Here is a 19568-nt window from a genome sequence, read left to right on the forward strand (position 1 = left end):
AATGGCCATTCTGTGAAGCAAATTTAGCACTGGAATCTCCAATTGCTAAAGCACTCCTGAGCGAACTAACAACTCTCGACGCTGAAATGAGCATTGTGGCTGGCCAACGCCCTAAAATGGATGTTTATCTTACTGAACTAGAAGATGAGGTTCAGACCATTGTAAGTTCGATAAGAGCCAAAGAAGTGGAGCTTGCTGCGGCAATCGCGGCAAACGAAGTTATTGAGCAATTAGGCACACGCAATAATGCTGCGGCAAGAGTAATTGGTCGTATAAGTTTGTTCCTTGAAGACCTTGTACCTAACTCAGAACTGGCCACATATGAAGCAGAAAATCGTCGTCTAAAGCTCAAAGTCGAAGACCTACAAAGGAAATTTGGAGCTGATAGCAGCCATGAAAGACTCATATCTATTCTGAATAACATTTCGTCACAGATTACACGCTACATCCAGGCTTTTGATGCAGAATTTCAGGGGCTCCCTGCACGGTTTGATCTAAGCCAAATGACTATTATCTTTGATCGTACAGATCGTCCGGTACCAATGAGTCGAACTGGCGGTGGCGAAAATCATCTCGCTTATCACCTGTCTGCCTTGTTAGCCCTTCATCTCTTTGCTTCAAAGAACAATTGCCCCATTCCTCAGTTTCTTTTAATTGATCAGCCTACCCAAGTTTATTTCCCTTCTGAAAAAATTTACCAGGAAGCTGATGGTACTGTTCAGAAAACGGAAGCTGATGCTGACTTAGCAGCAGTACGTAGACTGTTTGCGTTACTGCTGAAGTTTACACAAGAAGAAGTCCCAGGCTTCCAGCTTATCGTGACAGAGCACGCAAATCTTCGCGACCAGTGGTTCCAGGATGCTTTAACCGAGCTTCCCTGGACCAAGCCCCCTGCCCTGGTACCAGAAGACTGGCCTTTACCGTCAGAATTACCAAATTAAGCACGAGTTTTGAAAATCCCCGCATCTTTGGTTCGATTGCGAGTCTTGCACCAAATTCATATCAACGGACCTCCATGGTGGTCCGTTTTTGCATTCTAAGCCCGCCGAAATCAACACTTCTACAATACCTTAACTCCGCCTGACCGTAAGCGCACCGTGAAGGACGTGGGGTAAAAATTAGTTTACAGAGAGGGTGACGTTCCAGGGCAGCAGTTCTTTCACGCGGTTGGCGGGCCAGGTGTTGATGACGCTGATCACATGGCGCAGCCAGGCTTCCGGCTCGATGCCGTTAAGTTTGCAGCTACCGATCAGGCTGTACATCACTGCCGCACTGTCACCACCACCATCAGAGCCGAAGAACATGTAGTTACGGCGCCCCAGCGCAACCACCCGGAGGGCGTTTTCATACTGAACCGCCCCGGTTTTCCTGGAGAGAGTTAAGTTCGGAAGTTCAGGCTGCCAGAACCTTGTTCCCGATGGAAGCGTAATACGCTTTTTCTGCCTCTATCGGAGGGATGTGACCAAGTCGTTCCAGCAACCGACGATTGTTGTACCAGTCCCCCCATGCCAGCGTAGCCAGTTCCACTTCTGAGCGCTTCTTCCAGGCCTGACGGTGGATGACCTCCGCTTTGTACAGACCGTTGATACTCTCCGCCATCGCGTTATCATACGAGTCACCGGTACTCCCCGTGGAAGCCAGCAGCTCTGCATCCTGCAACCGCTGCGTGTAGGCCAGCGAGACATACTGAGAGCCTTTGTCGCTGTGATGGATGGTGCCCGAAGGTCGCCGTGACCACAGTGCCTGTTCCAGCGCATCCAGGACGAACGACGTTTCCATCGATGATGAGACCCGCCAGCCCACGATGACGCCAGCGAACACGTCGATAATGAACGCCACATAGGCGAAGCCCTGCCAGGTGATGACGTAGGTAAAATCTGCACACCAAAGCTGGTTGGGACATTCCGCTACGAACTGGCGGTTTACCCTGTCCTGTGCTGCGGTATCTCTGCGACTGGTTGTGGTGCGGACTTTTTTGCCCTGGAGCACGCCTGCGAGCCCCATCAGTTTCATCAACCGTACCACTGTACATCTGGCCACGCCGATGCCCTCCCGCTGTAACTGACGCCAGACCTTGCGGGCTCCATAGACGCCATAGTTATCGTCGTACACCCGCTGTATCTGCACCTTCAGAAGCGCATCACGCTGCGAGCGCAGGCTGTGTTTTTCCGGCGATTGCTGACGTTGCTGATGCCAGTAATATGTCGACGGGGCAATATCCAGCTCGCGGCATACCGGCCCGACCCCGTGGGCACCACTCAGACGTTCGAGCAGTGGCATTATTTTTTCCAGTGGCGGTCGAGCTCCGCCTGAGCAAAATAGGCTGATGCCTGACGCAGAATATCATTGCTGCGACGCAACTCCCGGTTTTCCCTCTCCAGCTCTTTTAAACGTTGACGTTCGTTACTGGTCAGCTCGCCATCACCAGTCCTGACGGGGCTGATACCACCGCGTAAGTCATTTCTGTGCTGGCGTAGCCAGCCTTTCAGGGTATCGTAATGACAACCAATTTTTGACGATATGGCACGGATAGCATCCGGTTCAGAGTCATATTCATCAAGATGCTCAATGAGCATTCTGACAGCGCGCTCACGTAATTCCGGCGGGTAACGATTAGCTGATTTTGATTTCATCAGGGATCTCCTTTTACTGAGAGTTTAGTCTCCAGGATTCCCGGGGCGGTTCAATCGAAGAAGCAATACGGGGCCTCCCTGCAACTGAGCGGCTGGCAGCCAGGCAGTCCCGAAGTAAGCCGCTGCTGATATCCCTGCATGACTGGTTAGTGGAGAAAAGCGCCACTCTGTCGAAAAAATCCCGTCTGGGCGAAGCGTTCGCTTATGCCCTGAACCAGTGGGATGCGCTGTGCTACTACTGTGATGATGGCCTGGCAGAGCCTGATAACAACACAGCCGAACGAGCCCTTCGTGCCGTCTGTCTTGGGAAAAAGAATTTTATCTTCTTCGGCAGCGACCACGGCGGTGAGCGCGGAGCCCTGCTGTATGGTCTTATCGGAACATGCAGGCTCAATGGTATCGATCCGGAGGCCTACCTTCGCCATATCCTGAGCGTACTGCCGGAATGGCCCAGCAACAAAGTGGCGGAACTGCTGCCATGGAACGTGGTTCTTACCGATAAATAACCGTCAATACGGCGCTCGTTTAACGCTTACACATTCCGGCGGTGATCGCGTTGCGTATTCTGGCGGAACGTGAACGCTATTTCTGGTTTTGCGTGAACGCGTATTCCGGCGGAAAATACCCCGATTTTGCACCATGACCAGAATCACTGTTCATTTTGCCAGAATCGGTGTTCACCCGACCGGAATTGCCGTTCACGTTGCCAGAATCATTCTTAACGCATTGATTTTTGATGCTATATCTATCCCTTTTATTCCAGGGTGTGATATATGCCAAACAAGAGAATCGCAATGCATAAAATCCATGAAATTTTAAGGCTGCGTTTTGAAGTCGGCCTGTCCTTCCGCCAGATAAGCCAGTGCGCAGATGTCAGCACGGGTGCCATCCAGAAAATGCTCAAACGACTTGAAGCCGCTGGGATCTCCTGGCCACTTCCGGAAGGAATGTCAGAGCCCCTACTTGCCAGTCTGCTTTATCCTGAGTCTGACAGTCGTCCTGGCGCGCTGGAGGATCCCGACTGGGCTGAAATCCATATGGAGCTGCGTAAAAAGGCGTCACCCGCCACCTGCTGTGGGAGGAATACTGCCAGAGGATGCCGGTTCGGGCGTACAGCTACTCGCAGTTCTGCTGCCGCTACCAGACCTGGTGCCAGTCACAGAAACGCTCCATGCGCCAGCAGCATCTTGCCGGTGAAAAATGCTTTATCGACTATTGTGGACCCACAGTGTCGGTTATCTCACCTGAGACGGGTGAATGCCGGCAGGCCCAGATCTTCGTGGCGGTGCTGGGCGCATCAAACTACACCTTCGCGGAGGCTACCTATACGCAGTCGCTGTCAGACTGGCTTCTCAGCCACGTCAGGATGCTGGAGTTCTTCGGTGGAGTCCCCGAAATCCTGGTTCCGGATAACCTGAAAAGCGGGGTTAGCAAAGCCAGTCGTTACGATCCCGAACTGAATCCCTCCTATCAGCAGCTGGCTGAGCATTATCAGGTTGCGGTGATACCTGCCCGCCCCAGAAAACCCAGAGACAAGCCGAAGGCGGAAGTTGGCGTTCAGATCGTCGAACGCTGGATCCTGGCCCGGCTCCGTCACCAGGTCTTCTTCTCGCTTGCTGAGCTGAACCACTGTATCCGTACGCTGGTAACCGGGCTCAACGAACGTCCCTTCAAAAAACTGCCGGGCAATCGCCGTGAGGCCTTCGAAAGGCTGGACAAAACTGTGCTCAGGCCATTACCGGTGCAGCAGTGGCGCTACCGGCACATCAAAAAAGCGAAGGTGAATATCGATTATCACGTGGAATATGAACAGCATCACTACTCAGTCCCCCATCAGCACGTCGGTAAAACGGTGGAGCTTCATGCCTTCGACAACCTGCTTGAAGTCTGGTCTGACGGGCAGATGATCGCCAGTCACCCGCGGCGTCTTCATCCGGGCAACAGTACGGCAGCAGAACATATGCCGGAGCGCCATCGTCATCATCAGCAGTGGACGCCAGAGCGGCTGAAAAGCTGGGCGGCCGGTGTGGGCTCCGACACCTTCACGTGGGTCAGCGAGCGTCTGGCTGAAAAAGCGCATCCGGAACAGGCCTATCGCCTGTGTCTGGGGCTGCTGAGCCTGACGCGTGAATATCCTTCTGAGCGCGTCAATAACAGCTGTCGGCTGGCCAATGCAGAGGGGTTAACCCGGCTGAAGCAGATAAAGTCGATCCTGAAGAATAACCGCGACCTGGTTCCGGCGGACAAAGATCTGCACCCGTCCCGGGAGCTTCCTCAGGAACATGAAAACATCCGTGGCCCACGCCACTTCCACTGAAACAAGGGATCCGATAATGCCACATACGCTGATGAAACAGCTGACAGAAATGAAACTGACGGGAATGGCGGCCGCGCTGTCCTCACAGATGGAGCAACCCGGCACTTACGAAGAGCTCTCCTTCAGGGAAAGACTGGCGTTGCTGGTCACGCGCGAATCACTCGAAAGGGATCAGCGTAAACAGAAACGTCTGCTACAAAAAGCCCGCCTGAGGCTTGAAGCCTCGGTCCAGGACATCGACTACCAGCCAGCGAGAAACCTGGAACGTTCTCGGATCGCTCAGCTAAGCCAGAACGAATGGGTGGTCAGGGGGCAGAACCTGCTGATAACCGGCCCCTGCGGTTGCGGCAAAACCTATGTGGGCTGCGCCCTTGGCAACAACGCCTGCCAGCAGGGTTACAGCGTACAGTACTGGAGACTGAACCGGTTGCTGGTTGAACTGACGCACAGCCGCGCAGACGGTAGTTACCGAAAGCAGCTGGCTCAGCTGTCAAAAACGCAGCTGCTTATCCTGGATGACTGGGGCCTTGAGCCGTTGCTGCCAGCGCAGCGTAACGATCTGCTGGAACTGATGGATGACAGATACGGAAAGAACGCCACGGTGATGATAAGCCAGCTGCCAACGGATGAGTGGTATGGCTGCGTTGGCGATAACACGCTGGCAGACGCGATCCTTGATCGTCTGATGCATAACTCCCACCGGCTGGAAATGAAGGGTGAGTCGATGAGAAAACGACTGGCACAGGTTGACTGAAAGTGAACGGTCGGTGTAATAAAAAGAAGTTAGGGCGCGTTAGGGAATAACGCGTTCACGTTCCTCCGGAATAACCGTTCAACTTCGCCAGAATACGCACGCGTACTTAATCAGTAGCCGTAACATCATAAACCCTCACTAATCCTGTAAGTTAACTTGCCCTGCACCGACCTATCTCCCCAGCGCAATCCCGGTTTCGCGGTGTCTGTTACGGCCGTATTTTCTCATTTCTCGTCAGCCACAGTGAGGCTCTTTCAAGAGCTGGGTTGTATGAAAACGACAAAAACACAGCCGACAATAATTTACAAAATAACTTGTTGACCCTGTATTTACTACAGGGTTTTTAATACACATCAACAGGTGAGACGGCGATGACGCCGGTATCACCAGATGACCAGATGACCAGATAACCCAAGGAATATGACCATGAAAAACATCAAACTGCTTGCTGCTGCCGGTATGCTCTCCGTAGTTTCTTTCTCCGGCTTCGCCCAGTCCGTCAGCGTTACTGCTGACACCCTGAACAACGCGGAAGCGAAAATTGCCGCTATCGCCCAGGAATCCGGTGCTTCGTCCTACCGCATCACCAGTGCAGACCAGAAAAACGTTGCCCGCGTGACTGCAGTACTTGATAAGTAATCCGGGACGGTATTACCCTGAACCTGAGCAGTAAACGCGTGAGATGGTCGCAGAGGGAACTGCCGGACTGACTGCCACTATAGTGGGGGTCACCTCCGGTTCCGCCGGCGACCTCACATGCGGACACACCCTCCAGGACAACCCTATCCCTGTTGTCCGTTTTCCTTGATGACTGTTTTAGTCAGGTTACCCCCAGGTAGCCTTTTTTTTTGTCCTTATCCCACCAGAAAAAACAGCGTAAGGGTGTTGACCCTGTATGAACCACAGGGTTTTTAATACACATTAACAGGTGAAACGGCGATATCTGATGAAGAGGAATATACAGATGAAAAAATTTAGCGTGACTGCAGTACTGATTCTGACTGGCATGCTCTCATCCGGAGCTATGGCAACCTCGTTCCTGCCGGAAACTTGCTCGGATATGGACATCTCTGTCCGGACAGACTATGTCAACCATGAAGACGTGAGCCACGTCTTTGACTGTCAGCCAGTGATCTGATGTAAAAAAACGGTCGGATTAATTTTCCTTTTAAGTGCGTTAGTGCCTTTGAATTTTTTTCGGGTCCAGAACTTCACCGCGGTCAGACCCAGCGGGAGCCCTGATGTCGTCACTGCCAGGCTCGAATGCATCAGGATCCCACAATTGACACCTGCATCATTCCCCATCTTGATTAGGTGTGATTGCCTGCAAATCCTACTGCATCAGGGTTATCCCGGTGGTAGCCAAATGTTGTGGTGTCCTGAAGCAGTAGAATCTTCTCACCTTGCAGCGCATATATCCTTTGACTGGTAGCCTCGGAATGTCCCTGCAGCAGGTGCTGCTCATCAATCCTGTCACTGGAAAGGAACCGGTAAGCGGCTTTTGTTGCTGCATTATCCTGGCAGGCAAAAGGGAGGCTGTTGCCCATCCCCCGCCAGAGTTTTTGCATGAGACTTTTAAAACGACTGGCACGGCGGCGATCGCTAAAGACAGAAGAATTAATTTCCTCATCGAGCCATGAAAGCGAAGTCTGTTCCTGATTAATCATTCAACCATCCCTGAAAGTAATTTAGCTGATTATCATAATGATTACCTTAATATAATTGTGGGTAGTTGCAAGTCTCGCTGGACGCTTACAATTAACCCAATTCGCTTGATACATCAGATTGATTCCCTCCCTGAAAACAGTGCCGGTCTAAACGGAAGTCTCCTGTCTTACAACCAGCAGAAACACGGTGCATAGGGCCAATCCATGGTATAAGCAGTCAGTCTGAAAAAAAAGTCTTGACCCTGTAGCCACTTCATGGTTTTTGATATGAACTGGATTCGTACTTAGTGCAGCGGTAAACAAATACCTCATTATTTTCTGCCATTTTCCCTTCGTGTTACCGCGTATATTGATATCAGGCAAGCTAAAGGAATTACCTGAATGAGAATAGTTACACTCGTAATATCTGCTGTAGCTTTGATGCCGGGAGTTACAGTCCCTAATGCGATAGCCGGTTTTATTGAAGACAGTAAGGCCAATCTCACACTCCGCAATTTCTATATTAATACAGATAATCGCAGTGGGGACGGGTTCAGTAAACAGGAAGAATGGGGACAGGGGTTCATCCTCAATTACGATTCAGGTTATACTGAAGGGCCAGTGGGATTCGGACTGAGCACTCTGGGGCTACTGGGCATCAGACTTGACGGAGGAGGTAAAGCAGGCTCACCGGCGTCAGGTCGGCAACCCGGTACAGTATTTCCGCTAGACAATGATGGCAGAGCGGTTCATCAGTTCGGTAGCCTGGGGGTTACCGGCAGGGCAAAAATATCTGATACGGAACTCCGTTATGGAACGCTTCAGCCCAAAAATCCCGTCGTTATATACAACGATGCCCGCCTTTTGCCCATGACATATCAGGGAGGACAAATATCATCAACAGATATCGACGATCTGAGTCTGACCGGCGGCGTTCTCACACATACAAAAGGACGTAACTCCACAGATATGCGCGGAATGTCCATTGCCGGAGCCAATGGAAGTGGTCCCACTTCACGGAGCAGTAATCGTTTTTATTTCGCCGGTGGTGACTATACTCTTATGAAAGACATGACTCTCTCATACTATTACGGTGAGCTGGATAATTTTTACAGACAAAACTATATCGGACTGGCACATAACCTGAAAATCGTTTCCGGGAACCTGAAATCAGATATTCGTATATTCATCAGCGATGCAGACGGAAAGAACGGAAGTGCTGCAGGACGGAGTGCCGGATATGTAAGTACTGGTTATTACGGAAATAATCGCACAAAGGGAGAAGTGGACAACAATGTTTATAGCGGTCAGTTGACATGGTCTTCTGGAGGTCACAGTGTGAGCAGTGGTTATCAGTGGCTGACGGGGAAAAGTGACTTTCCATATCTGAATCGTGGTGATGGAGAAGGAACAAGCACCTGGTTAATTACTGATGCACAATTGCTAAAATTCAGCAGGGCGGGGGAGCGAACCTGGCTGGCACGGTACGCCTATAATTTTGCTGATGCAGGGCTCAAAGGGCTGAATCTAAGTATCCTCTATCTGAACGCCGATAATATTGATACCGGGAATGGGCGAAAGGGGGAATGGGAACGGGATATTGCCCTGAGTTATACTATCCCCGAGGGAATACTTAACGGACTTGGCATCTCCGTAAAAAATGCCACAATGCGCAGCGCTCTGCCTGACACAAGTAGAAAAGGCTCTGCTGGACAGCGTGACCAGGATGAAACCCGGGTTACAGTCAGTTATACCCTTCCTCTTCTCTGATATAGTGTTTCCGGTCTGTTGTGCTGTTGAGCAGGACAGACCGGAATGACGTTCGCAGGCAGCAGAAGATTTATATCTGGCTGTCAGTCCGGTAGTTATTTCTGTCCCGGTTCTCCACTCAGGTCCGACTTAAAACATATCGTTTTTACTGCCATTTAAATAAAGAGTAGCCTTGCATGTCATTATTATCAGTTTTAAAGTATCCGGATCCCAAATTGAAGATCATTGCAATGCCCGTCGAACATATTTCACCGATAACCCGGCAATTTATTAAGGATATGATTACCACTATGTACGGTACATCCAGTGTAGGTTTAACAGCAACCCAGGTTGGTGTTCACCAAAGGATTGCTGTAATTGATGTCCCTGAATCGCTGGTGCAACCAATAGTATTAATTAATCCGGTAATTGCTGAGAGTAAGGAAGAAAAAAATATCACTGAGGAAAAATGTCTTTCTATACCAGGAACCAGTCGTTTTGTATACCGTGCAGAGAAAATAAATGTCACCGCTCTTGATGCTTTTGGGAATACAATAAATTTTAGTGCAAGTGGTACTCTCTCGATCTGTATACAGCATATGATAGACCATATGAACGGGATTCTATTAACTAAGAGCCTATCTCAATAGGACTTTATTCCAGACGATAAGACCACAGGCAAAATGCAACATAGCCTCGTAATTTTCGGCCTTCTTTTTCCATCGGGTCAGAACCCGGCGAAAGCGATTCATCCAGCTATGAGTCCTCTCAACGCCCCAGAGAGGGGCTTTGAAGTCCCTGTTTTTACTGGCGTCAGACTCCTCTTTACGGGACTGAATATGTGGCTCGTAACGGCGACTCTGCAGATACGTTTTCAGCCATCCAGCTTCGTAACCTTTGTCCAGACAGAGCCTGAGTTTCCCCCCGGATGCCCCGCCTGAAGGGCATCGAGCGTATCCGCAACCAATTTGATGTCGTGCGTGTTCGCTGCTGCGACGACCAGCGACAGAGGAAGCCCCCTGGCGTCCGTCAGCAGGCTGCGCTTTACACCTTGTTTCCCTTTGTCCTTAGGATTGCGACCTGTTTTTTGTTCCTGACAGCGGCGATTTGGTCATACAACCGTCCATCGACAACCAGGACCAGTCAATGCTGTCCAGATGCTCGCAGGCAAGCAAACCGTTCTGCCAGAAGCGCTCAAAAATGCCTGAATCGTGCCACTCCTTAAAGCGCCGGTGTGCAGAACTCGATGAACATATCCCGGTGGCGTTCAGACAACCAGTCCTGAGGAAGAAGAATATGGCATCCATGGCAGCGCGGTTATCAACGCGTTTCCTGTATGTATCGAGTGGATGGCTGGTTTTGTGCTCAGGGATACCCGGTCATTTTTTTAGGCTCGATGCAGAAAAACAATGAAGTTTCAATTTTATCATTGCAAGCCTTTCATTCACTAAAACTCCTCGGCCAATCCGAAACTGGTGACTGTAGTAATTTCTTACAGGCTAAGACTTGCAGTAACTTGAAGGTAAGGGGGAGGATGATAAAAATTCATGAAGATCGCACTGAAATAATTCATTAAATCGGTTATTGAGTTGGATTGGCGCAAAATAATTAAAAATGTCTTTAAAACATAGCGTTATCCATTGAATAACATCAGACCACTAAAATGGCCTGATGTAAAGGATGCTAATACCTATCTCAGGCATCAATAGTGATATCACCGGCAGGAATGCACTGGCATGTCAAACATGCACCCTCATCAGAGGGTTCCACACCATTCAGATGCTGCACGTTCCCGGCAATCACCTTAGTTGAACAGCTTTCACATTGTCCAACACGACAACCACTAGGCATTTTAATCCCAAGTTTTTCTCCAAAATTCAGCAGAGTACCTTTATCCGTGGTCCAGATCTCTTCTCTTCCTGATTTTGCAAAAATTACTTTATGACGTAATGAGGGATCATTATTTATTTTTGTCGGAGAACGAAATATCTCGTAGAAAATAGCAAATGCAGGTACACCTCTCTCCTGAAGCCCTCGGGATATCGCATCCATCATAGGCTGCGGACCACACATGTAATAACGAGCATTATTCTCAATAAGATATGCCTCGACATCTCCCGCACCAACATAACCAGCTCTATCATAATCCAATCCTGGAATATCACAGTCGAGGGGCTGGTTGTAGATATTAATTACTTTAAGCCTGTCAATAGACGCATTTAGCTCCGCAATTCTTTTCTTAAACGCATGTAGCCTACTATTTTGATTAGCATAGAAAAGCCAGATTTCCGGACCTTCCGCTTGGGGGTTAATAGACTCCAGATAGGAAATGAATGGAGTAATTCCAATACCGCCAGCAAATATTACGACAGGCTGGACGGCATTGAGCGGGACAATGAAATTCCCCCCAGGAGGCGTAAGTTCAACATCCTTGCCTATCTGCAAATGCGTGTTTATGTAGGATGACATTATTCCTTCTACATATTCACCTTTCTCATCAGTCGCTTTCTGATGACGGACAGAAATGGAATAGGTTTTACGGTCATGAACAAACGCAGGGCCTGTCAGCGAATACGCCCGGGTAACGATCTCTTCAGAATCGCTCATCGGACAACAGCTAACAGTGATATGCTGGCCCGGTTCATAATCAGGTAAGTAGCCTTCACTATTCGATTGGAAGGTAACTGTCGTAACATTATCTGCTTCTTTTTTCAGTTCAATGACTTTGAATGTTTTACGACCTTCCCAGGGGCGTCTTATCAGCTCAAAATCATTCAAGCGGCGAATGCGGCAGCGGAATGAACGCAAAGGTAAAGCACCGCTGACTGGATCATAGCTATCACCGCTGATTAAGCTATTGTAATTGCTACTGTACTCACCTTTAACCGGGTATGAAGGTTTGCCAAAATCAGGACAAGCCTGCCACCACCCAAACTCAGCAATTACAGTTTCATGAGAGAGTTTGGCTTCCACTTTTGCTCTAAATCGAGCAAGACCTGCTCTCGTTTCAATTTCTACCCAATCCCCCGTCTTGATACCTTCTTCGTCAGCCAGAGCTGCCGAAATGTCTACCGTTGGATAAGGTGCTTTTTTTCGTAGGCTAGTCAGGCTTCGATGTTGGCTATGACAGAAGAATCCGCTTTTAACGGATGTCAGCATTAGTGGATAATCAGGATCGTTGCGCTGGTATTCTTGCGGCTGTACATACTCAGGTAAAGGATTGTAACCATAGCGATGAAGGATCTCAGAGTAAAACTCTGCACGTTTTGTTTCTGTATTGAAACCTGCCAGATATCCACTATTTGGGTCTCTGAAAGCATATTTTCTGACTTTATGCTCAAGCGGGATATCGTAACCTTCTGGCTTATTTCTGAGCATCTCAACAGTCAAACCTAATGGTTCTAGTTGATAATTCCAGGCTGCCTCAATATTGCCGTCGAAGAACGCTTCATTCATTCCTAACCGGCATGCAAGATCGAAAACAATCTCAAGGTCGGAACGGCTTTCACCGCGCGGAGAGACCATTTTTTTTCTCAACTGAATGTGGTCCTGAGCAGCAGCACTACTTTCAAACCCGGTTCTTAGGCCTTCGCGCTCCCAGGCAGTGTTTACTGGCAGAAGGATATCAGCATACTTTGATGTAGGCGTTTCAAACAAATCTACATGGGCATAAAACTCAAGTGCCTCAAGCGCCTGTTGTCCGAGAGAAGTATCACTTTGTGAAAGTAATATGTTGGCACCAAAGCCAATTAACCCGCGAATTTTATAGGGTGTACCTTCTAATACTGAATGCCAGATATCCTGAGAATGAACCCAACCTTGTGAAGGCGGCCCGATAGGCCTTTCTTCAAGACCTAATGCTTTATCCCATTGTGATTTTGGCATCAGTGTCGGTGAATTAACCACATTCACCGGGTGGCTGGCATAGATTCGATTACATCCTTCCTGATCGAAACAACCGGTTAAAGCATACAGTGTCGCAATCGCACGTTCTGTTTGGGTGGCATTAGTGTGTTGTGCCACTCCAGACCAACTGTGGTAGGCGATTTTCTTGGCCCCGGCAATCAAACTCGCAGCGGCTTCAATTGATGCAACAGATACCCCGGTGATACGGCTTACGTTTTCTGGGTCATAATTAGCCAACATATCTTTAAAAGATGAAAACGCCGTTTGGCAGGAAATTTTTGCACCATCAGCTATTGCAACTTCAACATTACCCTCAAGTGCAGCTGTAGGCGTCAGCGTTTCTTCAGTTCGAGTCTCGGAATCGATAAATGTGACTTGCTGGTTGTGTTCGTCCCAAACTGTATAGCGATTACTGATGGCAAGTGGGTTAATATCTTTTTCCCGAAGAAAATAACCATTATCATTTCGAACCAACAAAGGACCATTAGTCCAGTTTCGAACAAACTCATGATTAAACAGGTTTCTTTCTACCAGGAGATGGCTTAACCCCAAAGCTAATGCACCGTCAGTTCCAGGATTGACATCAAGCCAGGCATTTGCTTCTTTCGCTAAAGGTGTCGGGCGAGGATCCACGACGATCAGTTTTGCACCGTTATTTCGACCAGTACCAATCGCACTAGCCTGGGCAAGCCAAGTATTCGCGGGGTTATGCCCCCAAAGAAGGATAAGATCGGCATGGGAATAGTCAGCAACAGGGATGCCGCAGCCAAAGGTCCATCGATGTGCAACGTCTTTATGCCAGTTACATATTTCAGTTCCATAGCTGGTGTTTGGGCTGCCATAGATACGAACAAATCGCTCTAACCATTCAATTGCATCGCTGAGGGGGGTACCGCTTGGGCTCGTAAAACCGAAAGCGACAGATTCAGCTCCGTTCTCTCGTTTAAATTTTTCCAGTTGTCCGGCTATCGTTGACATAGCCTCTTCCCAACTTATACGTTTCCAGCCCGGGTTCTCGGCACCTTTAGGATGGGTTCTCTTCATCGGGTACAGAATTCTATTTGCGCTGTCCACCAGCTCAGGTGCCGCTTTGCCCTTCATACACATGGCCTTACCATTAGGATGTTCAGGGTTGGCCCGTACCTTGATCAGGTGGTCATTTGCTACTTCATTCAACGTCCCGCAACGCGAACGGCAAAGTGTGCAATATCCGGGAATAATATCTGACATTGTAAACCTCACTACTAAAAACAGTTAATATATTTTAAAAACCACATTGCTTTCTTTTCACCCAAGAATTACTAACCCAATTAATGTTAATATCATCTTGTTTTGTGGGCGTAATTTCAGTTGAAATTACTGTCATATATGGGTAGCGGCTAAGTAATTTCAGGGCCAGAATCTGATTCCTGCAAACCGTTAACATCTGCAAGATACAGTGCACGCAAAATAGGGCATTCAGGCTTATCATCCCCTGCACAGCAATCAGAAAGCGTTGTAAGTATTGATGCCATACGCTGAAATTCTTGAATTTTTACAGTCAACTCGCGGATGTGTGACTCGACTAATTTTTTCACATCAGCGCTTTAGCGCGAATGGTTACCCCAAAGACAGAGAAGTTCTCCTGTTTGCGCCAGAGAGAAACCTAACTCCCGACATCGACGTATAAAATGCAATTTGTACACATCAATATCGCTGTACATCCGATACCCGGCTGCAGTTCTTGCAACTTCCGGTATTAATCCCGCCTCTTCGTAATAGCGGATCATTTTGGCGGAAACTCCGGATAACCGGGCAGCATCACCAATGTTCATCCTTACCTCCCAAAATGTATTCTGTTAATATCAGATCCAGTTTCAAATGACGTCGTTTCTGACACTCTTACCTTGCATACGTAGTGATACGGTTACCGTTTGGCTCATCAAGACTTAGTCGATATCCAGCCTAGACCTTCCCGTGGTGGTAAGGTCAAGAAAAAAATCATCAAGATAAGCTGTGTAAAAAACCAGATGTGACGAACATACTCATATCCCTTATGACCACATACTTAATGACTCAAAACACTCTTCTTTGGGTTTAGAAAGGATGGTTTCTCTAGTGGCATCATTTTTATATTCACCAACACTCACTAATTCCCATGATTCGACATCATTCAACAGTGCAAGCATCAACTTATTATTTAATGCATGCCCTGACTTATAAGCATGGTAGGCGCCAATAATATTATGGCCTGATACAAAGAGGTCTCCAATCGCATCCAGTGTTTTATGTCGCACAAGTTCGTTATTAAATCGCAGACCTTCCGGATTCAGAACGCTATATTCATCAAGCCCTATCGCATTGTTCAAACTTGCCCCTAACCCAAGACCTTTTTGTTGTAGAAGTTCTACATCACGAACAAATCCGAAAGTTCTGGCATCAGCAATCTCGCTAATATAGTTTTCTTTCGACACTTCAATATTTAATCTATTAGTCTCAGCAGAAATCAAGGGATGCTTAAAATCAATCATAAAATCGATCGAGAACTTTGAGTCTGGATGCAAAAGAGCCCATTTGTCGCCATCTTTTACGGAAACCGTTTTTTTTATCAGAAGATATTTTTTTAGCGCACACTGCTCTATCAAACCAGCGTGCATTATTGAGTCTATGAATCCTCTGGCACTCCCATCGAGAATGGGAAGTTCTGGAGCATCGAGCTCCACCAAGAGGTTATCAAGCCCCATGCTAGACACCGCAGAAAGGAAATGCTCGATTGTTGAAACTCGAACTCCCTGAGGGTTGATAATGCTTGTTGCCAGCATAGTGTCATGAATCTGATCGGCACGGAGCTGAATATCAACAACAGGAGTTACATCTGTTCTACGGAACCGTATGCCACTATCGGCACCAGCAGGCATGATTTTCATGTTAACGGTTTTACCGCTATGCAAGCCAATACCGTTTAATTCAACAATATTCTTGATAGTTTTTTGCTTGATCATGGAGACCTCTGTTTGCTCTAGCGACTAGGCAGAACGTCCGCAACAAGGTTCCATTGATGATTCCCCCTATTGCTCTGTTCATCGTCCTCGCTACTCTCGACTTGGTTCCATTAAAAACCATGAAGTTGATATAGGGTCAAGATTTTATACGATATACACATCAAGCATCTTGCATGAGTCGCACTGACTGACCCGGGTTAGTTACCATCATATTCTTTATGGTTGAGACCATACGGAAATCAGTGAATTAAAAATATTTATTCATCCAAAACACAAATGGTTTTAAGAAAGCCTAATGCCCTTCTTGTAAAATTATTCAAGATAGTCAAGTATGTTTTTTATATTGTCAATTAAGGCGACATGCAGGTCAGGGTCATCACATTCATCTGAATGGCAATAGGAAATATGTTGAAGTATAATTCTTTTTTTGAATTCACTAACTGTACACTCCAACTCATACACCGACCGTACGATATCAATACAAGGTTCATCATCGATTAAAAAATCCTGCATTTTATTATACTTATCAGTCAGATCTTCTATCATAGAAATTAATACGGGGTCATTAACTAACATTGGCATATCTCTCCTCATAATCTGAAAGTAAAGATGGACACAGCGCTGATAAATTCCAATTCCCTTGCTTGCGGTACCGACCGGGAGGAAGATGAAACTTGTTTTTAAAAGCTCTCGTGAAAGTTTGTTGCGAATTAAAACCATACTGAAGTGCAATGTCTAGGACTGTTCTGGAAGTCAATTTCAGATCAATCGCAGCACATGATAATCGACGAGCACGAACATATTCACCCAGCGCAACACCGGTCGTCTGTTTAAACAAACGTTGAAAATGCCATCGTGAATACCCAGACTTCTCAGCAATAAATTCTACTGGCAAGGTTGTATTCAATGAACTTTCAACCCACTGCAAAATATCTTTGACAACACTTTCAGAATATTTCCTGGTGTCCATTCTCTCCCCCCAAACCATATTCTATGAATATATTCAAACCAGAATACGGTCTCTGAGTCTGTCATCCATGAAGAACTCAGGGACCCAACTCTTTATTTTCGTAATAACCTCAGGCCATTTGCCACAACCAGAAGACTGGCACCAACATCAGCAAATACAGCCATCCACATAGTTCCCATTCCCATGAGCGTGAGTACAAGGAATACGGCTTTAATACCTAGAGCGAGGCTGATATTTTGCACGAGTAAGCTGTACGTTTGTCGGGATAATTTTACAAAGGCTGGGATTTTACGCAGGTCATCATCCATTAAGGCTACATCTGCAGTTTCAATCGCCGTATCAGTACCCATTGCGCCCATAGCAAAACCGATATCAGCTGCAGCCAGAGCCGGTGCATCATTGATACCATCACCAACCATCCCAGTGATTCCAATCCGTGAATGCTCTTCAACTGCACGATGTTTATCTTCTGGCAATTGATTCCCTCGAGCCTCATCGATTCCAACCTGAGATGCGATTGCTTTAGCTGTATGTGGGTTATCACCAGTCAGCATAATAGTTTTAACGCCAAGTTCATGAAGTTGTTCAATCGCTTCACGGCTGCTGTTTTTAACAGTATCAGCAACAGCGAACAACCCAAGCACTTGCTTACCATCATTGAGTAAAATAACTGTTTTACCCTGGCTTTCCAGCCTTTGTACTGTTGCTTTAATCTCTGATGGACAATTAAAGTGTTCTTCAGTCAAACGCAGGTTACCAAGGTAAAAATCCTTACCTGTAATCGCGCCATGCACACCTCGCCCAACAATCGCTTCAAAGCTGTCAACATCCTGCTTTTTCAAATCAGCAGAAGCATTCACAATTGCCAGTGAAACAGGGTGATCAGAGTAACTAGCGAGACTAGCTGCAGTAGTACGAACTTCACGCTCGCTCCACCCATTGAATACCATTACGTCGGTTTGTACTGGTTTCCCATAGGTAATAGTTCCTGTTTTATCCAGCGCAAGGGCTTTTAGCTTACGTCCCTGCTCAAGATAAACACCGCCTTTAATGAGAATCCCTTTGCGAGCAGCTGCAGTAAGTCCACTAACAATCGTTACTGGCGTAGAAATAACCAGGGCACATGGACACGCAATGACAAGCATAACTAAAGCTTTATAGATCCACTCCTGCCATGTTCCTGCCCCAAACAATGGTGGCAATACAGCAACCGCAACAGCAATACCCATAACGACGGGGGTATAAATCTGGGAAAAGCGGTCAACAAAACGTTGTGTAGCTGCTTTGGCGCCTTGCGCCTGCTCAACGGCATGAATGATGCGAGCAAGGGTTGTATTATTTGCAGCTGCAGTGACTTTATATTCAAAAGAGCCTGACTGATTTATTGTTCCAGCAAATACAGCATCGCCCGCAATTTTATCGACAGGCATACTTTCACCTGTAATTGGAGCTTGGTTAATGGTGGTTTGGCCTTTGACGATTTCTCCGTCGAGACCAATTCGTTCACCTGGTTTTACCCTGACAATACTGCCCGGTTGTACGCTACTGGCGTCAACTTCCTGCCATGTTCCATCAGCTTGTTGGACCATTGCAGTTTCAGGAGTCAGGTTCATCAGGGAACCTATTGCATTTCTGGCTCTATCAAGTGATTTGGCTTCTATCAGCTCGGCAATGGTGAATAACACCATAACCATCGCCGCTTCTGGCCACTGCCCAAGGACCAAAGCCCCAGTAACGGCAATACTCATTAGTGCATTGATATTCAAGTTGCCATTGCGAATCGAAATCCAACCTTTTTTGTAGGTTGTCAGACCACAAGAAAGCACTGCTATCAAAGCCAACCCAGCTTCTAGCCAGTCAGGCATATCAGCCCAGTGCATCACTTCGGCTGCAAGAGCAGCTACGCCAGCAAGAGCTAATGGCCACCAGGGCTTTTTTTTCTCCTGGGTATTTTTCTTGCCGCTAGTATTATCAGAGACTTCTGGCGCGAATCCCAACGAGCGAATTGCAGCCATGATAGCTTCAAGCGAATCCGGTGTATGGGTTACAGTCAAAACACGCTGCATCAGGTTGAAATCAAGCTCTTTAACAGCGCTCATTCCACCCAGTTTCTTTTTGATAAGATTTTCTTCAACAGGACAATCCATCTGCATAATGCGAATTTCTGTCCGTAATCCACCAGCCACAACCTGCGAGCCCCCTAGGCTACTCAATTGTTCTGGAGCAGCGGAGCAACAATCCCCCTCATGGCCGTGATCGTGGCCTTCATGAGAATGCTCTTGCGCGGCATGAGCATGGTTACATCCCTTATGATTATGCTCATCATGCGAATGCCCTTCGCCGCCATGGCTATGGGCATCATGATTATGGCCTTCATGGTTATGGCCTTCATGGTTATGACCTTCATGGGAATGATCATCACTGCATTTCTTGTGATTATGAGCCTGCTGATCATGTGCATGATCATTTGCTTTATGTGATTCACCAGTATTCTTAACCCGGAGTCCTGTCCCTAAATTGAACGTTTCACAGCAACTAGCCGCTTCGTCTCCTGCAGGGTTTTTGCTATTTTTTACACCACCACTCATTTTCATTGCCTCATCTGTTAACTA

Annotated in this window: 15 protein-coding genes, 4 pseudogenes and 1 other annotated feature; of the genes and pseudogenes, 8 read left to right on the plus strand and 11 right to left on the minus strand. The window is 47.5% G+C overall.

Features of this window, described 5'->3' with window-relative positions:
• Window positions 1–86 precede the first annotated feature (86 nt).
• Entirely contained in the window at window positions 87–941 is an 855-nt protein-coding gene (locus tag JQN59_RS27040; RefSeq protein WP_227393015.1) for a DUF3732 domain-containing protein, read from the plus strand.
• 177 nt (window positions 942–1118) lie between these two features.
• Here the strand turns inward: JQN59_RS27040 and JQN59_RS21355 are convergent.
• Both JQN59_RS21355 and JQN59_RS21360 read right to left on the minus strand, forming a co-directional pair.
• Window positions 1119–1346, minus strand: a pseudogene (locus JQN59_RS21355) (transposase domain-containing protein); the annotation flags it as partial.
• Window positions 1347–1392: 46 nt separating this feature from the next.
• Window positions 1393–2633 (minus strand): IS3 family transposase gene (locus JQN59_RS21360; RefSeq protein WP_162838707.1). Its coding sequence is split into 2 segments (ribosomal slippage): window positions 1393–2318 and window positions 2318–2633, totalling 1242 coding nucleotides; the frame shifts between segments, so codons are not numbered across the junction.
• Window positions 2209–2325, minus strand: a sequence feature (AL1L pseudoknot). It overlaps the preceding gene by 117 nt.
• Window positions 2634–2683: 50 nt before the next feature.
• Between JQN59_RS21360 and JQN59_RS21365 the strand changes: the two are divergent.
• The 5 genes and pseudogenes from JQN59_RS21365 to JQN59_RS21385 form a co-directional block, all read left to right on the plus strand.
• Window positions 2684–3139 (plus strand): annotated as a pseudogene (locus JQN59_RS21365) (IS66 family transposase); the annotation flags it as partial.
• 267 nt (window positions 3140–3406) lie between these two features.
• Window positions 3407–4950 (plus strand): annotated as a pseudogene (istA, locus tag JQN59_RS21370) (IS21 family transposase).
• Window positions 4951–4963: 13 nt separating this feature from the next.
• Window positions 4964–5704: an IS21-like element helper ATPase IstB gene (gene istB, locus JQN59_RS21375; RefSeq protein WP_269150626.1), complete on the plus strand. Its 741-nt coding sequence runs from the start codon at window positions 4964–4966 to the stop codon at window positions 5702–5704.
• A 426-nt stretch (window positions 5705–6130) separates the two neighbouring features.
• On the plus strand, window positions 6131–6343 hold the full coding sequence (locus JQN59_RS21380; RefSeq protein ID WP_016154425.1) for a DUF1471 domain-containing protein: 213 nt from the start codon (window positions 6131–6133) through the stop codon (window positions 6341–6343).
• A 307-nt stretch (window positions 6344–6650) separates the two neighbouring features.
• A complete protein-coding gene (locus tag JQN59_RS21385; protein ID WP_045890344.1) occupies window positions 6651–6842 on the plus strand; it encodes a hypothetical protein in 192 nt (63 codons plus the stop codon).
• A gap of 172 nt (window positions 6843–7014) precedes the next feature.
• Here the strand turns inward: JQN59_RS21385 and JQN59_RS21390 are convergent, their stop codons facing one another.
• Window positions 7015–7371: an IS4/Tn5 family transposase DNA-binding protein gene (locus JQN59_RS21390; protein ID WP_016154428.1), complete on the minus strand. Its 357-nt coding sequence runs from the start codon at window positions 7369–7371 to the stop codon at window positions 7015–7017.
• A 381-nt stretch (window positions 7372–7752) separates the two neighbouring features.
• On the opposite strand from JQN59_RS21390, the gene JQN59_RS21395 reads away from it, so the two are divergent.
• Both JQN59_RS21395 and def read left to right on the plus strand, forming a co-directional pair.
• Complete coding sequence (locus JQN59_RS21395; RefSeq protein WP_016154429.1) at window positions 7753–9120, plus strand: OprD family outer membrane porin; 1368 nt, start codon at window positions 7753–7755, stop codon at window positions 9118–9120.
• Window positions 9121–9296: 176 nt separating this feature from the next.
• Entirely contained in the window at window positions 9297–9749 is a 453-nt protein-coding gene (gene def / locus JQN59_RS21400; protein ID WP_016154430.1) for a peptide deformylase, read from the plus strand.
• Here def and JQN59_RS21405 read toward each other — a convergent pair.
• From JQN59_RS21405 to JQN59_RS21435, 8 genes and pseudogenes are all read right to left on the minus strand, one after another.
• Window positions 9738–10472 (minus strand): annotated as a pseudogene (locus JQN59_RS21405) (IS5 family transposase). The gene def and the pseudogene JQN59_RS21405 sit on opposite strands and share 12 nt — an antisense overlap.
• 322 nt (window positions 10473–10794) lie before the next feature.
• Window positions 10795–14235, minus strand: a complete 3441-nt coding sequence (locus tag JQN59_RS21410; RefSeq protein WP_023302365.1) for a molybdopterin-dependent oxidoreductase — start codon at window positions 14233–14235, stop codon at window positions 10795–10797.
• A 149-nt stretch (window positions 14236–14384) separates the two neighbouring features.
• A complete protein-coding gene (locus tag JQN59_RS27270; RefSeq protein ID WP_442781398.1) occupies window positions 14385–14582 on the minus strand; it encodes a hypothetical protein in 198 nt (65 codons plus the stop codon).
• A gap of 9 nt (window positions 14583–14591) precedes the next feature.
• Entirely contained in the window at window positions 14592–14819 is a 228-nt protein-coding gene (locus JQN59_RS27275; RefSeq protein WP_442781399.1) for a MerR family transcriptional regulator, read from the minus strand.
• Window positions 14820–15038: 219 nt separating this feature from the next.
• Window positions 15039–15986: a UDP-3-O-acyl-N-acetylglucosamine deacetylase gene (gene lpxC, locus JQN59_RS21420; RefSeq protein ID WP_023302364.1), complete on the minus strand. Its 948-nt coding sequence runs from the start codon at window positions 15984–15986 to the stop codon at window positions 15039–15041.
• A 312-nt stretch (window positions 15987–16298) separates the two neighbouring features.
• Window positions 16299–16568 carry a hypothetical protein gene (locus JQN59_RS21425; protein WP_223175622.1) on the minus strand — a complete coding sequence of 90 codons (270 nt, stop codon included), beginning with the start codon at window positions 16566–16568 and terminating at the stop codon, window positions 16299–16301.
• On the minus strand, window positions 16552–16956 hold the full coding sequence (locus JQN59_RS21430; RefSeq protein WP_071532327.1) for a helix-turn-helix domain-containing protein: 405 nt from the start codon (window positions 16954–16956) through the stop codon (window positions 16552–16554). Before JQN59_RS21430 ends, JQN59_RS21425 begins: the two co-directional genes overlap by 17 nt.
• 92 nt (window positions 16957–17048) lie before the next feature.
• Window positions 17049–19544, minus strand: coding sequence for a heavy metal translocating P-type ATPase (locus JQN59_RS21435; RefSeq protein ID WP_016154432.1), 2496 nt, complete (start codon window positions 19542–19544; stop codon window positions 17049–17051).
• Window positions 19545–19568 lie beyond the last annotated feature (24 nt).

It is taken from the genome of Citrobacter sp. B72, from assembly GCF_016894305.1.
Taxonomy (GTDB): Bacteria; Pseudomonadota; Gammaproteobacteria; order Enterobacterales; family Enterobacteriaceae; genus Citrobacter; species Citrobacter portucalensis.

Excerpts from the sequence above, each read along its gene's own strand:
- JQN59_RS27040 (WP_227393015.1), top strand. The coding sequence starts at position 87 with ATGAGCATTGTGGCTGGCCAACGCCCTAAAATGGATGTTTATCTTACT.
- JQN59_RS21380 (WP_016154425.1), top strand. The coding sequence starts at position 6,131 with ATGAAAAACATCAAACTGCTTGCTGCTGCCGGTATGCTCTCCGTAGTT.
- JQN59_RS21385 (WP_045890344.1), top strand. The coding sequence starts at position 6,651 with ATGAAGAGGAATATACAGATGAAAAAATTTAGCGTGACTGCAGTACTG.
- JQN59_RS21390 (WP_016154428.1), bottom strand. The coding sequence starts at position 7,371 with ATGATTAATCAGGAACAGACTTCGCTTTCATGGCTCGATGAGGAAATT.
- JQN59_RS21395 (WP_016154429.1), top strand. The coding sequence starts at position 7,753 with ATGAGAATAGTTACACTCGTAATATCTGCTGTAGCTTTGATGCCGGGA.
- def (WP_016154430.1), top strand. The coding sequence starts at position 9,297 with ATGTCATTATTATCAGTTTTAAAGTATCCGGATCCCAAATTGAAGATC.
- JQN59_RS21410 (WP_023302365.1), bottom strand. The coding sequence starts at position 14,235 with ATGTCAGATATTATTCCCGGATATTGCACACTTTGCCGTTCGCGTTGC.
- JQN59_RS27275 (WP_442781399.1), bottom strand. The coding sequence starts at position 14,819 with ATGAACATTGGTGATGCTGCCCGGTTATCCGGAGTTTCCGCCAAAATG.
- lpxC (WP_023302364.1), bottom strand. The coding sequence starts at position 15,986 with ATGATCAAGCAAAAAACTATCAAGAATATTGTTGAATTAAACGGTATT.
- JQN59_RS21425 (WP_223175622.1), bottom strand. The coding sequence starts at position 16,568 with ATGCCAATGTTAGTTAATGACCCCGTATTAATTTCTATGATAGAAGAT.
- JQN59_RS21430 (WP_071532327.1), bottom strand. The coding sequence starts at position 16,956 with ATGGACACCAGGAAATATTCTGAAAGTGTTGTCAAAGATATTTTGCAG.
- JQN59_RS21435 (WP_016154432.1), bottom strand. The coding sequence starts at position 19,544 with ATGAGTGGTGGTGTAAAAAATAGCAAAAACCCTGCAGGAGACGAAGCG.